Consider the following 15,545-nt stretch of genomic DNA (forward strand, 5'->3'; position numbering starts at 1 on the left):
GCCTGGATGATTTCCTGGCCGCTGAAACTGCTATCTGGTCTTTCGGTGGGGATTTGAGTAAGGATAGATGGAGTGAGGAGTGCGACTCACCTGCGGGTGAGGATGGTTGGTCATGAATAGGAATGCGGTTCAGGGGCCAAGGCATTGGTCGAGGTGGCTCCTGCGGCAGAGAGGGTGCTGGGCAATTCTCGCCGGTTTGTACGCTGATGAAGGTAAGCGTGGGGGTTTGGGTTTCCGCCATTTCCCAGTTTGTGGGAGGGGATGAGCTGCATCATGCCACGACGGGCTTCCCTGACACCGCTACCTTGGCCTGCGCTGAGTGCCTTGGTGCTGGCTCTCTCGGGCTGTGGCGAGCTTTCTTCTTCTAGTCTGTCTCCCAGCGTTGTTCCCCCTGCGGCCCTACAGCCGGTTTTAACTCCAACTCCTCTCCCTCCCTCCCCGCTTTCTCTGACTTTCGAGCAAGCCCGCCAGTCCGGCTTGTCGGTGCCCAGCAACCGCATCGTTCTGCTGCTCCAGGAACAGGGATCCGATCTGGTGGCCCAGCTACCGGCCTCAGAGGTGGATCGCTGGCTGGCTCGCACTCCCACCTGGCCGGGGGTGGAAGGGATCGACCTGAGCATTACCCTGGGCACTTATCGCCAAACCGCCACTGCCCCTCTGCGCCCAGGGCAACCGGCCACCTTCACCTTTACCAACCCCCCCGCCGGAGAAGCGGAGCTCAGCGCCATCGCCTATCGGGGATCCACCACTCTGGCGCAGGGGAAGGGATCCCTGACCCTTTCTGCCCGCTCTGGGAGTTCTGGCAGTGTCAATCGTCCTCCCCAAGACACAGAGCGCCAGCGCCGCCTTTCTATGTTGGTGCTCTCTGAGGTGGGGGTACCGCTGCTGCACACCAGCTCGGCAGCGCCCACCCTTGGCCAGCCGTTGCTGCTCTCAGGGGAAAATCTGGAGCGGGTGGAAACGGTTCTCTTTGCTGCAGCAGCCCATCCCGAGCGCATCCTGAAGGGGGAAATTCGCTCCCGCAGCGGTGACCGCCTGGTGGTGATGCCGCCTTCTTCTCTTTCCGGCTCGGTTTGGGTTGCCGTTGCGGATGCTTCCGGGCAAGGGCTGGGTACACTGGTCTACGATTGGCCTGCCGCTACTCCTTCCCCCAGCCCCTCTCCCACCCCCACTGCTCCGGCAGCATCGGCCTGGGTGGTGGAAACTTTGCTGGATGGCCGCACCTCGCCCGCGGCAGATCCTGTCGGCAACGCCCCTGATAACACCGGCACCGAGTCCAGGATCTACCTGCAGCAAATCAGCGGCATTGCTGTGGATCCTGAAGGAGCCTTCTATTTAGCCGATAGAGCCCAGCACCGTATCTTTCGGCTTTCTCCAGAGGGGGAATTGGAAGTTTGGGCCGGCACAGGCAGAGCAGGCTACCAAGACGGAGCAGCCGAGCAAGCGCGGTTCAACTCCCCACAGGGGCTGCTCTGGGATCCCAAGGGGGGATTGTGGGTGGCCGACAGCGGCAACCATTGCCTGCGCTATATCAACCTGCAACGACAGGTGAGCACCTTTGCCGGCACTTGTATAGCCGGATACCGAGATGGGGGGCTTGACCGAGCTCAGTTCCGTGAGCCATCGGGGCTGGCTTTGGGTTCAGATGGCAGCCTCTACGTTGCCGACCGCGCCAATCGCCGCATCCGCCGCATCACCCCTGCCGGTGAGGTGACCACCGTTGCCGGCACGGGCCAGCCGGGATCCGTCGATGGCCCAGCAGAACAGGCCCAGCTCCTGCAGCCCACGGCTCTGGCGGTGGATAAGGAGGGGAACCTCTGGATTGCCGATGGACATCGCCTGCGCCGGCTCTCTGCTGGCGGACGAGTGACCACCCTCTCCGGGGCAGAGCCAGGCTATCGGGATGGCCCCCTGGCAGAGGCCCGTTTTCAAACCCTGGGGGGGCTGGCCTTCGATGCGGCAGGCAACCTCTGGGTGGCAGACCGAGACAACCATCGCATTCGTCGTCTTCAGCCTGGGGGACAAGTTTCCACCTTGGCCGGACAGAATCAGCCCGGCTGGCAGGATGGCCCCACCTCGGTGGCCCGGTTCGATCAACCTGCCGGCTTGGCAGTCTTACCGGATGGCAGTGTGGTGGTGGTGGATGCCGGCTTGCCGGGCTTGCGTCGCATAAGCCGCGTTGCCTCTGGGCCCGCCACCCCAACTCCTGTGGGATCCCTGTAGGCTCTTGCCAGGCCGCCGTCTTTTGGGTTTCGCAGGGATCCCCATCTACTCAATCACCACACTCTTCGGGCCGGCGTTCACCTCTGGGCGACCCTGATTGAAGTTGGCCAGGAAGGTGTCTGGATCTTTGAGGCTGAAGACCAGCTTTTTGCAGGGCACTTGCAGCCCCACCGGCCCCAGCAACGGAATAAAAAGAGGCTTTTCCTGCACCAGTGGAATGGCAATTACCCCTTGGGTGCTGGTGACCGGGCCAACGATCCCCTGAAAATCGGTGCGCACGCCCACCCCGTAGTACCAGGGCCAGGGAAAGCGCTCCCCTCGCCCCAACTCGCTCAAGGAGAACGTCTCGTTGAACAGGCTGCCCGCCCGCACAATGAGCTTGTCTTGCAGCAGATCGACATAGGCCGCCTCGCTGCTCACCCCAAACAGAGCCAGCGGCAAACTGGCTAGGGGATTGGAGTCGATGGCCATGTAATAACGCATGAGGAGTCTCCGAGTTCACAGATGGGTGACCAGGTGAGCCGCGGCCCCTAGCCTTGCCAATTATAGAAAATCTTCCCCGTTGCTCGACTGACCAAAAGGGATCCCATCTGCCCATTAGCTAACCGAGTATGATGGGTTGCTTGGAGCGTCCTTTGAGGACTCCGTCCCGCTAACGCGAACAGCAAGCCACTGGCCAGCGAGGAAAACAGGATGGATCTGCGAGCCCTCATTCGCTTGGTGCCCGATTTTCCCAGACCCGGCATCCTCTTTCGGGATATGACCCCCCTGCTGCAGGATCCGGCAGGCTTCCGGGCGGCTATTGAACAGTTGGCCGCCGGCACCACCGGCATGGGATCCCTAGATTATGTGGTCGGCATCGAGTCGCGGGGGTTCATTTTAGGGGCTGCTTTGGCACAACACCTGGGCTTGGGCTTTGTCCCGGTTCGCAAGCCAGGCAAACTGCCGCCGCCGGTGCTCAGCCAGACTTACAGCCTGGAATACGGCCAAGACCAGCTCCAACTGCACGCCCACGCCCTGCGGCCTGGAGAGCGGGTGTTGATCGTGGATGATGTCATTGCCACCGGGGGTACAGCCGCTGCCACCGCCCAATTGGTGGCCCAGAGCGGCGCTGAGGTGGGGGGATTTGCCTTCTTAATCGAGCTGGCCTTTTTGTCCGGCTGCAAGGCTCTTCCCCCTGGGATCCCTGCCCATGTGGTGATGGTAGAGGAAGGCAACTGAGTTCCTCAAGTAAGGTGCACCGACTGTTGGACGAGGATCCCTGGTGTTTTGGGCAAAGGTTGGCTCAAGCGGCTGATCTGAGCCTGCGCCTGCAGTTGTTCGTCAATCCAGTCCGCCAGTTCCCGCATGTAAAGCGCCACATGGATCGCCTGGTCGCGCTGTGCTGGCTCCACACCTTTTTCCGCCAGGCGGGCCAGAATTACGGGATCGCTCAGCTCCTCCAGGGCGGCAAAGTCTTCCGGTTGGTCGAACCCCAGCTCTGCCATTTTCTCGAACACATACCCCAGCCGCAGGCCGGTGGCCTCGCACTGCCCCTCCAGTTGCCAGGGATCCCTCAAGGCCAGGGCAACAGTTCGGTAGGCGGTTTGGGCGATGGAGCGCCAGGTGCCGCGGTGGATGCGCAGGCTGAGTTGCTGCCGATCCCAGCCCAGGGCTTCTCGCACCAACAGGCCGCAATTGCAGCGGGTGCTGTCCCGCCAGCAGTACTCCCAGTCCCAGAAGCCCCAGTGTTGGGATTGGATACGATCCGCGGTGCGGCGCAGGAGAGCTGCCAACTCAGGTGTGGGGCGCATGAGGCAACACAGAGCTAAACAAAAAACAACAAAACAAAAAACAACAAATATAGAGCGCCTCCAGTCTAGGCAGGCGAGCGATGGAGAACAAGCCCAGCTCAATCTTCTTTACATTCCTGGTCGCAACAGCATTGCGGAGCAACATATTCCTGTTCGGGCCTGTCCTCCGAGGGCAAAGCTCGTTGCCGTTGCCAAGCCCCCCAAGCCACCCCTGCCAACACCAGCGAGGCCCCGCCCAGGTAGGTGCCCCCTGCTGGCAAGCCCGCCAAGGCCAAGGCCAGGGATCCCCCCCAGAGGGTCATGGCGTAGATGAGCAGCACTGAATGCCGCTGGGATAGGCCGGCTTTGAGCAAGCGGTGGTGCAAGTGGCCTTTGTCGGGATGGAAAGGCGACTTCCCCCTGGCCAGCCGCTTGAGGATTACGGTGGACATATCCAGGATCGGCACCGCCAAGATAAAGAAAGGCAGAGCCACTGCCAGCGTGGTCACCCCCTTGGCCACCCCGATCACCCCGATCCCAGCCAGGGTAAAGCCCAAAAAATAGGCCCCCCCATCCCCCATGAAGATCTGCGCCGGGTTGAAGTTGTAGCGCAAAAACCCCAGGCAAGCCCCCGCCAAGGCCGCCGCCAGCATGGCCGCCGCCGGTCGATCCAGCAGCAGGGTTACGATCAGCATCACCACTGCTGCAATTCCCGACACCCCTGCCGCCAGCCCATCCAGCCCGTCCATGAAGTTGATGGCGTTGGCCATCCCCACCAGCCAGAGCAAGGTAATCAGCAGGCTCAACCACACCGGAAAGGGCCAGATCCCTCTCCCGGGCAGACTGATGAACTCAATGCGCACCCCTACTCCCCAAGCGGCAGCAGCCACGCCGAATTGCATCAACAAGCGGGAAAAAGGCGACAGGTGAAACAGGTCGTCCGCCAGGCCAATCAAAAAAAACAAAACCCCACCGATCGTCACCCCCCAAATCTCGTACTCCTGCTCGGTGCGCAAGCCCCCAAAAGCTCCGGCTCCCCAGAGCAACAGCAGGGCCACCAAGTTGCCAAAAAAGATGGAAACCCCCCCCAGGCGCACCATCGGTTGCTGGTGGATCTTGCGCTCGTCGGGAAAGTCCAACTGGCCACTGCGGATCCCGACCGCCTTCACCACCGGGGTTGCCCACAGAACCACACAGGCAGCAGCCAGAAAGGCAACCAAGTAGGGCATAGCAAGCCGTGGCGAGGATTGCGGTTATCCCAAGTGGGGGTAGAGGGGGAAACGACGACAGAGCTGAGCCACCCGCTGGCGACACTCTTCCAATACAGCAGGCTCCTCAGGCTGAAACAGACAATCGGCGATGATCTCCCCAATTTCCTCAAATTCTACTGGCCCCAAGCCGCGGGTGGTCAAGGCTGGGGATCCCAGACGCAGGCCGCTAGCTACAAAGGGCGGCTGTGGGTCGAAGGGAATGGTGTTCTTATTGGCGGTGATGTGGATCTCCCCCATCAGCCGATCCGCCCGTTTGCCCGTCATTACCGGATCCGCCGCCCCAGTTTTTTCCAGCACCGCCGAAACCGAGCGCAGATCCAGCAACATTAGGTGATTGTCGGTGCCCCAGGAAACCAGTCGAATGCCTCGCCGTTGCAGGGATCCCGCCAGGGCTTGGGCATTGGCAATAACTTGGGCCGAGTACTGGGCAAAGCTGGGCTGCAGGGCTTCTCCAAAGGCCACCGCCTTGCCAGCAATAACATGCTCCAGCGGCCCCCCCTGGCTGCCGGGGAACACTGCCTTATCCAGCTTTTTGCCCAATTCTGGGTCGCGGGTGAGAATGAGTCCCCCGCGCGGCCCTCGCAGCGTCTTGTGGGTAGTGGTGGTCACCACATCGCAGAGGGGCACGGGGTTGGGGTGATGTCCGGTGGCCACCAAGCCGGCAATGTGGGCAATGTCGGCCAGAAGATAGGCCCCCACCTCGTCGGCAATGGCGCGGAAAGCGGCAAAGTCAATTGTCCGCGGATAGGCAGAGTAGCCGCAGATGATCAGCTTGGGCCGGTGCTGCAGGGCCAGATCCCGCACTTGGTCAAAATCAATCCGCTCCGTCTGCGGATGCACCCCGTAGTGCACCACGCGGAACCACTTGCCGGAGACGTTTACCGGGGAGCCGTGGGTAAGGTGGCCGCCGTGGGCCAGATCCATGCCCATAATTGTGTCTCCTGGCTGCAGCAGGGCCAAGAAAACAGCGAAATTGGCCTGCGCCCCGGAGTGGGGCTGCACATTGGCGTGGGCTGCCCCGAACAATTGCTTAGCGCGGTCAATGGCCAGTTGTTCAATCTCGTCAATAAACTCGCAGCCGCCGTAGTAGCGCTTGCCCGGCAGCCCTTCTGCATACTTGTTGGTGAGCACCGAGCCCTGGGCTGCCAAGACGGCAGGAGAGGTGAAGTTCTCGCTGGCAATCATCTCCAGGTGATCCCGCTGCCGGTTGAGCTCTTGCTGGATCAGGCGGTAAACAACGGGATCCGTTTCCGCCAGGATAGCCAAGCTATCCCGTGAGGTGGTCAGACTTTGTGGAGCAGCTACCATGATGACGCCAAGACCGAACTTCGCAGGAGGAATGGGCAAGAACTGCTTCGCCGTCGCGACGGCGTTGCGGAGCAACATCGTAGCATGACCCGCAAACCAGCAGCGCAGGCCCCGGCCTTTCTGCCTGGGGTAAAACCCCAAAACTGAGAAAGAATCCCTTGCTTTAGGGGTGGGGAGAATGTCAATCGATCCAAGCAGAGGATCTGGGAGCCACGGTCAAGCGGGATGGGCAAGGGCTGCTTTGTAAAGAATGTTGAGCTTTTCTTCTCGGTGTCAAGGCTACCCCTCAAGCTACGGTAGAGTGAGGGGGCTGACTTTTGTGCAATTCCACTGTTAGGGAGTTGGTTATGACGGACGCACAAGTTTTCACCATCCTGGCGATTGCCTTGGTGCCGGCAGTGATGGCTCTGCTTTTGGGATCCGCCCTGGCCCGCAGCTAAAGCTCCTGCATCTCCCAAAAAGTGCCTCTGGATCCCTTCGGCCTGCCCCGTCACGACAGTGTTGCGGAGTAATAAGGCAGGCTTTTTTCTTTATCAAGGAATGGAAAGTGTGGCTTGCGCTGCTGCACTCCTTCGGTTGTCCTGCCGTTGTTGGCTAAAGTTGGATTGATAAGGAGCACTCCCGGCAGCCAAGCAACTTGAGCCAGGTGGATCTACAGCGGCTTCAGCGCGCCCTTTCCCTAGAAGCAGAGGTGGGGTTTACCGACCTGCGGGGGCGAGAGCAGACCTTCTCCCAATTTTTGGGGAGTGTGTTCGGACAGGATCCCCCCTCTGACTGGGCGCTGAGTGGAGATGACCGGCGGCGGTGGCGAGAACTGGGATCCCGCTATACCTTGTACCCGGAGCTGGAGCTGCCCGAACGCCAGCACCTGGTGGCCGAAACTCGCCGCTGGCTGGAGCGAGTCCGACGTCAGCAAGAGCTGTCCCGACCGAGTTCCCACCAACCTGGCTCGTTTGCAGCCTCGTTGCCACAGCGCTCTGGTTTCCCTGCCGTAGGCGTAGCAACAACCCCCCCAGAGGCAGGGCGGAGCACGATTTCCCCATCTCTCCCCGCCGGCCTCAGCCTGGAGCAGCCGCTGCAGTTTCTCAAAGGCATTGGTCCCAAGTCAGCGGAGAAACTGGCACAACTGGGCCTGCACACCGTGCGGGATGCCCTGTACTACTTCCCCCGCGACTACCTGGACTATTCCCGGCGGGTGCTCATCCGCCAAGCTAAGGTGGGGGAGACCGTTACCCTTGTAGGGACGGTGAAAAGTTGCAGTTGCTTTACCAGCCCTAAGAATCCCTCGCTGACCATCTTCAACCTAAAGATTGCCGACAAAAGTGGTGTAATTACCCTCAGCCGCTTCTACAGCGGGCGGCAGTTTGCCCAGCGCAGTTGGCAAGCTTCCCTGGAGCGGCAATACCCCAAGGGGGCCCTGGTGGCTGCCAGCGGCCTGGTCAAAAAGGGCCGGTTGGGCCTAACGCTGGATAACCCGCAACTGGAGGTGCTGGGGGGAGAGGGCGAGGAGCTGGACAGGCTGGGCAAGATCTTGCCAGTTTACCCTCTCTCAGAAGGGATCCCCGCCGATCTGGTGCGCAAGGCGGTGCAACTAGCTTTGCCGGCGGCGGCCTTGGTGGAGGATCCCTTGCCGGCGGATCTCAAGCGGCAGTTGCAGCTTTTGGACTTGCCTGTTGCCCTGCAGCAGATCCACTTTCCTGAGACCCGAGAGCTGCTGGCCCAGGCCCGGCGGCGGCTGGTGTTCGATGAGTTTTTCTACCTACAACTAAGCCTATTGCAGCGGCGACACCGCTATCGTGCCCAAGCTCAGGCCATACCTCGTTACCAGCCGGCTAGAGGGGAGCTGTTGGATCGCTTCTACCAAATCCTGCCCTTTCAGCTTACCGCTGCCCAGCAGCGGGCCATCGACGAGATCCTAGCGGATCTGCGGGATCCCTTGCCCATGAACCGCCTCTTGCAGGGAGATGTGGGATCCGGCAAAACCGTGGTGGCGGTGGCAGCTGTGCTGGCAGCCATTCAATCCGGTTGGCAGGCGGCCCTCATGGCTCCCACCGAGGTTTTGGCCGAGCAACACTACCGCAAGTTGGTGGAATGGCTCAGCCAGCTGCAGGTGCCCGTTGAACTGTTGACTGGATCCACGCCCCCTGCTAAGCGCCGGGAGATCCTGCGGCAGTTGCAGACCGGGGAATTGCCCTTGGTGGTGGGCACCCATGCTCTCATCCAGCCGGCAGTGCAGTTTCGCAACCTGGGCTTGGTGGTCATCGACGAGCAGCACCGCTTTGGCGTGGAGCAGCGGGCCGCTCTGCAACAGAAAGGGGATCACCCCGATGTCCTCACCATGACCGCCACCCCCATCCCCCGCACCCTCACCCTGGCCCTGCATGGGGATCTGGATGTTACCCAAATTGACGAGCTGCCGCCGGGGCGCAAGCCCGTGCACACCCTGGTGGCCCGGCCAGGGGATCGCCTGCAGGTGATGCGGCTTATCGAGCGGGAAATTGCCCAAGGGCGGCAGGCCTACGTGGTGCTGCCGTTGATTGAAGAGTCGGAGAAGCTGGATCTCAAATCTGCCATCGAGGAACACCAGCGTCTGCAGGAAAAGGTCTTCCCCCAATTTCGGGTGGGCCTGCTGCACGGGCGCTTGACCAGTAGCGAGAAGGAAGCTGTCATTGCGGCCTTTCGCCGGCGGGAGCTGGATATTCTGGTCTCTACCACGGTGGTGGAGGTGGGGGTAGATGTGCCCAATGCCTCGGTGATGCTGGTGGAGCACGCAGAGCGCTTCGGGCTCTCCCAACTGCACCAACTGCGGGGGCGGGTAGGGCGGGGATCTGACCAAGCCTACTGCATCCTGATGACAGGATCCAAAAGCGAGGAGGCCCTGCGGCGGCTCAAGGTGCCGGAGCAGTCCCACGACGGGTTTTTCATTGCCGAGATGGATCTGCGCTTCCGCGGCCCAGGGGAGGTGATGGGCACCCGCCAGTCGGGGCTACCCGATTTTGCCCTGGCCAGTCTCATGGAGGATCAAGAGGTGCTGCAGCTGGCCCGCCAGGCGGCAGAGCAGCTTATTGTCCAAGACCCCGACCTGAAGCGCTGGCCCCCCTTAAGCCGCATACTGGAAGAGCGTCAGGCCCGTCTCTTGGGCCCTGGGTTGTTGACCTAAGCTAGGGGCAATTGGAGCACTATGCCCTATACTCTCGAAGACTTAAAAGCCCACGGCCTTTCCCCGGCGGAATATCAACAGATCCAGCAGCAGCTGGGCCGGGATCCCAACCCCAACGAGCTGGCCATGTTTGGGGTGATGTGGTCAGAGCACTGCTGCTACAAAAACTCCCGCCCTCTGCTGAAAAACTTTCCCACCACGGGCGAGCGGGTAGTGGTGGGGCCGGGGGAAAATGCCGGCGTAGTGGATCTGGGGGAGGGGGATTGGCTGGCGTTTAAGATCGAGTCCCACAACCATCCTTCGGCAGTGGAGCCCTTCCAGGGGGCAGCTACCGGCGTGGGAGGGATCCTGCGGGATATCTTTACCCTGGGCGCCCGTCCCATTGCCCTGCTTAACTCGCTGCGCTTTGGGCCGCTAACCGATCCCCGCAACCGCCGCCTCATGGCCAGGGTGGTGGAAGGGATCGCCCACTACGGCAACTGTGTCGGGGTACCCACAGTGGGGGGAGAAGTGGCGGTGGATCCCTGCTACAGCGGCAATCCCTTGGTCAACGTCATGGCCCTGGGGCTGCTGGAGACGCCGGCAGTGGTGAAATCGGCAGCGCGGGGGGTGGGGAACCCGGTCTTGTACGTGGGCGCCACCACCGGGCGGGATGGCATCCGCGGCGCCAGCTTTGCCAGCGCCGAGCTCAAGGAGGATGCGCAGCAGGATCGGCCGGCAGTGCAGGTGGGGGATCCCTTCCTGGGCAAGTGCCTCATCGAGGCCTGTCTGGAGGCCTTTGCCACAGGAGCTGTGGTGGCTGCCCAGGATATGGGGGCAGCCGGGATCACCTGCTCCACCGCGGAGATGGCCGCCAAGGGAGGGGTGGGGATCCGCTTTGACCTCGACCGAGTGCCGGCGCGGGAAAGCGGCATGGCTGCCTGGGAATACCTGCTCTCGGAATCCCAGGAGCGGATGCTGCTGGTGGTGCAAAAAGGCCGCGAGGCGGAGGTGATGGAGATCTTCCACCGCTGGGGTTTGCAAGCTAGTGTGGCCGGGGAAGTCATTGCCGAGCCGCTGGTGGAGATCTGGCACCAGGGATCCTGCGTGGTGCAGGTGCCGGTGCGGGCTTTGGCCGAAGACACCCCCGTCTATGTCCGTCCGGTGTTGCCAGAGCCGCCAGCCTACGTGCAGGCAGCGTGGCAATGGGATCCCGCCACTCTACCCCCTTGTGATTGCCAGGGGATCCACCTCGCTCAGGCAACGCTGGCATGGAAAGAGGTGCTGCTGCAGCTTTTGGCCAGCCCCACTCTGGCCAGCAAAGCCTGGATCTATCGCCAATACGACCACCAGGTGCAAAACAACACCGTCCTTTGGCCGGGCCAGGGAGATGCGGCGGTTATCCGCATCCGTTCCCAAAAGTTTGGCGTGGGCAAGGTGCCGCCCCTGCGAGCTTCCCGCAAGGCCATCGCTGCCACCCTGGATGGCAATGGCCGCTGGGTGTATTTGGATCCCTACGAGGGGGCCAAGGCAGCCGTGGCGGAAGCTGCCCGCAACCTCACCTGTGTGGGGGCCGATCCCCTAGCTGTTACCGATAACCTTAACTTTGGCAATCCCGAAAACCCGGTGGTGTACTGGCAGCTGGCCCTGGCCTGTCGGGGGATTGGAGATGCCTGCCGTGCCCTCGGTACGCCGGTAACGGGGGGAAACGTTTCTCTCTACAACGAGACCCTCACCCCCCAGGGATCGCAGGCTATCTACCCTACCCCTGTCATTGGCATGGTGGGTCTTATTCCCGACTTGAAATGCATCTGTGGCCAGGGGTGGCAGCAAGAAGGGGATCTCATTTACCTCCTGGGATCCCAGGCCCTCACCAGCTTGGGGGGCAGCGAGTATTTGGCGGTCATCCACCAGCAAGTTACGGGCCGGCCCGCGCCAGTGGATCTGGAATTGGAAAAGCGGGTGCAAGCTGCCTGTCGCTATGGGATCCGCCAGAGGTGGGTGCGCTCGGCCCACGATTGCAGCGACGGCGGGCTGGCAGTGGCCTTGGCAGAAGCCTGTCTAAGCGGCAGCCGGGGAGCCACCCTCTGCCTTCCCACGCCCTTAGGCCGTTGGGATCAGGCCCTGTTTGGCGAGGGATCCAGCCGCATCCTGGTTTCTGTGGATCCGGCCCAGCGCTCTGCTTGGGAAGCCTACTTAGAAGCGCAGCTTGCCGGCCAGTGGCAGCTTTTGGGAGAGGTGGGATCCCCTGCGGATCCCCTGCTCTTGAGGACGGCAGAAGGGGATCCCTTACTGGTGGTGTCTTTGGCAGCTATGCAGGCCGCCTACCACGGTGCCTTTTCGGACTAGCTGAGCCTCGGTTGGGAAACCGTTTTCTGCGCCCAGCTCCCTTCTCCCTTGGGGAGAGGGGCCAGAGGTTGGAGAGGACAACATCCTTAGGGGGATTTTTCCTCACACAAATTGGCCTGGATCACCTCTCGATATTGGGACTTGGGCTTAACGCCCACCAACTGGGCCACCAGCGTCTTGTTTTTGAAAAATTGCACCGTCGGGGTGCCCGCCACCCCCCCTGCCTCTGCAATCTCCGGATCTTTCTCAATATCGATCTCCACCACGTGCAACTTGTCCGAGAACTCATCGATGATCTTGTTCAAGATCGGCTTGAGGGCATGACAAGGGGCACAGGTGGGGGCGGTGTACTTGACCATGAGCAGGCGATCGCTTTCGTGGTAGAGTCGCCGCAGGGCATAGCTCCCCTCATGGCAAGTCTTGCTGAAGTCTAAGTCATCCTGTCCATTCTCCTCAAAGCTGGCCTCCTCAACAGCAGGATCCCCAGCAGACTCTGCCGCAGAAGTCGCAGCAGGGCTGGGTTCAGGATGGCTTTGGGGAAGGACGTGATACTCCTGGGCCAAGCCGTGTTCCGAGAGCCAGCGCTCTGCCAACATGGCCGCCATACAGCCAGTGCCGGCAGCGGTAATCGCCTGACGAAACTCGTGATCCTGCACGTCGCCGGCGGCAAACACCCCCTCCACACTGGTGGCCACGGATCCCGGGCGGGTGACGATGTAGCCGACTTCATCCAGTTCCAGTTGCCCTTTGAACAAGTCGGTGTTGGGCTTGTGGCCAATGGCATAAAATAGGCCACCCACTGACATCTCGCGTATTTCGCCGGTTTGGTTGTTCCGCACTTTCACCCCGGTCAGGCGCAGGCCGTCGCCCATCACTTCCACCGCCTCGGTGTTCCAGTGCACAGTGATCCTGGGGTTGTTGAGAACACGATCCTGCATGGCCTTGCTGGCCCGCATTTTGTCGCTGCGCACCAGCATGTGCACGTGGGATCCAAACTTGGTCAGGTAGGTGGCCTCCTCACAGGCAGTATCGCCGCCGCCGATCACCACCAATTCCACCCCTCTGAACATGGGCATAGCCCCATCGCAGACAGCACAAGCTGACATGCCCCGGTTCCAGTAGGTCTCCTCCCCCGGCAGGTGTAGGCGCTTGGCTGTGGCCCCGGTGGCGATGATCAGGCTGTGGGTGCGCAATTCCCGCTCGTCAGAACGGACGACAAAGGGCCGCTGGCTTAAATCCACAAAGGTGACATCTTCGGTGTAAAGTTCTGCCCCCCACCGCTGCGCTTGAGCCCGCATGTTCTTCATCAGTTGGGGGCCGGTGATGCCCTCGGGAAAGCCCGGAAAGTTCTCCACCTCGGTGGTGGTCATCAGTTGCCCGCCCGGGATCCCGCCCGCCTGGAACCCCTCAAACACAACCGGCTTCAGGTTGGCACGCCCAGCGTAAATGGCTGCTGTAAACCCAGCAGGGCCGGAGCCGATAATCACCACATTCTCAACCCGACTTTGCTCTGTCATCCGATGTCTCTCCTTCTGCAACAGGACTAAAAGTCAAACTCATAACGACTACGCTTTAGCTTAACACCCTTTGGCAAACCGGGCGAGCTGGGGGCCTGCTGATCCTAATTTTCGCTCGCCTCAGGCAACCGGGGCAGGGTTTTGCCCGCCCCATCCGGTTATTTCTGCCCAGAGGTTGGCCAAGTGGCGGCCATTGCCCAAGTTTTGGATCCCCAACACCCAATCCCGGTTGACCCAAGCCAGAAGGAAAAGAGGTGTCTGAGATGGCCAGCAATTTGGTCTTGGTCAGAAAGCGGAGCTCAAATGAATTTTGTATCAGAAACTACAAAATGCCCGTGTTGGCCTTTCTAGGATGAGTGAGCGTTTTTGGCCTGTCTGGGTCGAAGCGTGGGGATCACCTGCTGGGATCCCATTTGTTTCAGCCACAGTTCCCCCAGTCTTAACCGCAACCCAATCAGGAGAGAGTAATGGCATCCACGCCCCAAGAAGTGCTTCAGATGATCCAGGACAACAACGTCCAGATAGTGGATCTCAAGTTTGTGGATATCTTTGGCACCTGGCAGCATGTTTCCTTCCACACCTCGATGATCAAGGAAGAAACCTTCACCGAGGGGCTTCCCTTTGACGGATCCAGTATCCGGGGCTGGAAAGCGATCAACGAGTCGGACATGTACATGGTGCCGGATCCCAAAACGGCTTGGATCGATCCCTTTCTGGAGGTGCCCACCCTCAGCATAACTTGCAGCATTGTTGAGCCGCGCACTGGCCAGCCCTATAGCCGCTGTCCCCGCAGCCTTGCCGCCCGTGCCGTTGCCTATCTGCAATCGACGGGCATTGCCGATACGGCTTACTTCGGGCCGGAAGCGGAGTTTTTCATTTTTGAGGATGTTCGCTTCGACCAAACCCAAAACTCGGCCTACTACTTCGTGGATTCCATCGAAGGTCGCTGGAACTCGGGCCGCGAGGAGAAAGGTGGCAACCTGGGCTACAAGCCTCGCTACAAAGAGGGCTATTTCCCGGCCCCGCCCACCGATGCCCATCAAAACATCCGCACCGAGATGCTGCTGACCATGGGCAAGTTGGGGGTGCCCATCGAGAAGCATCACCACGAGGTGGCTACCGGCGGGCAAGGGGAGTTGGGCTATCGCTTTGCCGATCTGATCACGGCTGCCGACTACATGATGGTTTACAAATACGTGATCCGGAACGTGGCCCGCAAGCACGGCAAAACCGTCACCTTCATGCCCAAGCCCCTGTTTAACGACAACGGCACCGGCATGCACACCCACCAGTCCCTCTGGAAGGATGGCCAGCCTTTGTTCTATAGCGAAGGCACCTATGCCAACCTGAGCGAGACGGCTCTCTACTACATCGGTGGTCTGCTCAAGCATGCCCCGGCGATCCTGGCCTTCACCAACCCCACCACCAACTCCTACAAGCGCTTGGTGCCCGGTTTTGAGGCGCCGGTGAACCTGGCTTACTCCCAGGGCAACCGTTCCGCTGCCATTCGCATTCCGGTGACCGGCAACAATCCCAAGGCCAAGCGTCTGGAGTTCCGCTGCCCGGATGCCACCTGCAATCCCTACATCGCCTTTTCGGCCATGCTGATGGCTGGCCTGGACGGGATCAAGAATAAGATCCATCCCGGCGAGCCCTTGGACAAAGATATCTACGATCTGGAGCCGGAAGAGCTGGCCAAGATCCCTTCCACACCCGGATCCCTGCTGGATGCTCTGGAAAGCTTGCAGAAGGATCATGCCTTCTTGCTGGAGGGAGGCGTCTTCACCGAAGATCTGATCCAGACCTACATCGAGTACAAGATCGACAACGAGATCAACCCCATCAATCTGCGGCCTCACCCCTACGAGTTCGCCCTTTACTTCGACGCCTAAGCGGTGTGGCCGATTCTGCAGCGGGATCCCTGATGGGATCCCGTTTTTTTCCGAGGAAATAGCACCCCTCAATT

General features: G+C 60.8%; 11 protein-coding genes. 6 read left to right on the forward strand and 5 right to left on the reverse strand.

From position 1 onward, the window contains the following. The first annotated feature begins 273 nt into the window (after positions 1–273). Entirely contained in the window at positions 274–2,223 is a 1,950-nt protein-coding gene (locus ACVWZG_RS02785; protein WP_457394915.1) for an NHL repeat-containing protein, read from the forward strand. Between the two features lie 45 nt (positions 2,224–2,268). On the opposite strand, the gene ACVWZG_RS02790 is transcribed toward ACVWZG_RS02785, so the two are convergent. Beyond that, a complete protein-coding gene (locus tag ACVWZG_RS02790) occupies positions 2,269–2,706 on the reverse strand; it encodes a hypothetical protein (protein ID WP_011434354.1) in 438 nt (145 codons plus the stop codon). A gap of 210 nt (positions 2,707–2,916) precedes the next feature. On the opposite strand from ACVWZG_RS02790, the gene ACVWZG_RS02795 reads away from it, so the two are divergent. Then, the gene (locus ACVWZG_RS02795; RefSeq protein WP_011434353.1) at positions 2,917–3,444 is read left to right on the forward strand and encodes an adenine phosphoribosyltransferase; all 528 of its coding nucleotides are present in this window, start codon (positions 2,917–2,919) and stop codon (positions 3,442–3,444) included. Between the two features lie 5 nt (positions 3,445–3,449). Here ACVWZG_RS02795 and ACVWZG_RS02800 read toward each other — a convergent pair whose 3' ends face one another. The 3 genes from ACVWZG_RS02800 to glyA form a co-directional block, all read right to left on the reverse strand. Next, positions 3,450–4,016, reverse strand: a complete 567-nt coding sequence (locus ACVWZG_RS02800) for a hypothetical protein (protein WP_148202776.1) — start codon at positions 4,014–4,016, stop codon at positions 3,450–3,452. 98 nt (positions 4,017–4,114) lie between these two features. Next, on the reverse strand, positions 4,115–5,224 hold the full coding sequence (locus ACVWZG_RS02805) for a glycosyltransferase family 4 protein (protein ID WP_457405149.1): 1,110 nt from the start codon (positions 5,222–5,224) through the stop codon (positions 4,115–4,117). Between the two features lie 24 nt (positions 5,225–5,248). Beyond that, positions 5,249–6,574: a serine hydroxymethyltransferase gene (gene glyA, locus ACVWZG_RS02810; RefSeq protein ID WP_457405185.1), complete on the reverse strand. Its 1,326-nt coding sequence runs from the start codon at positions 6,572–6,574 to the stop codon at positions 5,249–5,251. 347 nt (positions 6,575–6,921) lie between these two features. On the opposite strand from glyA, the gene psaM reads away from it, so the two are divergent. The 3 genes from psaM (at position 6,922) to purL (ending at position 12,062) form a co-directional block, all read left to right on the forward strand. Then, a complete protein-coding gene (gene psaM, locus ACVWZG_RS02815; protein WP_011434349.1) occupies positions 6,922–7,014 on the forward strand; it encodes a photosystem I reaction center subunit XII in 93 nt (30 codons plus the stop codon). A 206-nt stretch (positions 7,015–7,220) separates the two neighbouring features. Beyond that, positions 7,221–9,734, forward strand: a complete 2,514-nt coding sequence (gene recG, locus ACVWZG_RS02820; RefSeq protein ID WP_457405182.1) for an ATP-dependent DNA helicase RecG — start codon at positions 7,221–7,223, stop codon at positions 9,732–9,734. Positions 9,735–9,755: 21 nt separating this feature from the next. Continuing rightward, positions 9,756–12,062, forward strand: a complete 2,307-nt coding sequence (gene purL / locus ACVWZG_RS02825) for a phosphoribosylformylglycinamidine synthase subunit PurL (RefSeq protein WP_457405147.1) — start codon at positions 9,756–9,758, stop codon at positions 12,060–12,062. Between the two features lie 86 nt (positions 12,063–12,148). On the opposite strand, the gene trxB is transcribed toward purL, so the two are convergent. Further along, the gene (gene trxB, locus ACVWZG_RS02830; RefSeq protein ID WP_457405144.1) at positions 12,149–13,579 is read right to left on the reverse strand and encodes a thioredoxin-disulfide reductase; all 1,431 of its coding nucleotides are present in this window, start codon (positions 13,577–13,579) and stop codon (positions 12,149–12,151) included. 467 nt (positions 13,580–14,046) lie between these two features. On the opposite strand from trxB, the gene glnA reads away from it, so the two are divergent. Next, positions 14,047–15,471, forward strand: a complete 1,425-nt coding sequence (gene glnA / locus ACVWZG_RS02835; protein ID WP_414342228.1) for a type I glutamate--ammonia ligase — start codon at positions 14,047–14,049, stop codon at positions 15,469–15,471. Positions 15,472–15,545: the final 74 nt, after the last annotated feature.

The sequence above is a fragment of the Thermostichus sp. OS-CIW-33 genome, from assembly GCF_054059615.1.

Coding starts and splice junctions, on each gene's coding strand:
- ACVWZG_RS02805 (WP_457405149.1), bottom strand. CDS start 5,224: ATGCCCTACTTGGTTGCCTTTCTGGCTGCTGCCTGTGTGGTTCTGTGG.
- trxB (WP_457405144.1), bottom strand. CDS start 13,579: ATGACAGAGCAAAGTCGGGTTGAGAATGTGGTGATTATCGGCTCCGGC.
- ACVWZG_RS02800 (WP_148202776.1), bottom strand. CDS start 4,016: ATGCGCCCCACACCTGAGTTGGCAGCTCTCCTGCGCCGCACCGCGGAT.
- ACVWZG_RS02795 (WP_011434353.1), top strand. CDS start 2,917: ATGGATCTGCGAGCCCTCATTCGCTTGGTGCCCGATTTTCCCAGACCC.
- ACVWZG_RS02785 (WP_457394915.1), top strand. CDS start 274: ATGCCACGACGGGCTTCCCTGACACCGCTACCTTGGCCTGCGCTGAGT.
- psaM (WP_011434349.1), top strand. CDS start 6,922: ATGACGGACGCACAAGTTTTCACCATCCTGGCGATTGCCTTGGTGCCG.
- glyA (WP_457405185.1), bottom strand. CDS start 6,574: ATGGTAGCTGCTCCACAAAGTCTGACCACCTCACGGGATAGCTTGGCT.
- glnA (WP_414342228.1), top strand. CDS start 14,047: ATGGCATCCACGCCCCAAGAAGTGCTTCAGATGATCCAGGACAACAAC.
- ACVWZG_RS02790 (WP_011434354.1), bottom strand. CDS start 2,706: ATGCGTTATTACATGGCCATCGACTCCAATCCCCTAGCCAGTTTGCCG.
- purL (WP_457405147.1), top strand. CDS start 9,756: ATGCCCTATACTCTCGAAGACTTAAAAGCCCACGGCCTTTCCCCGGCG.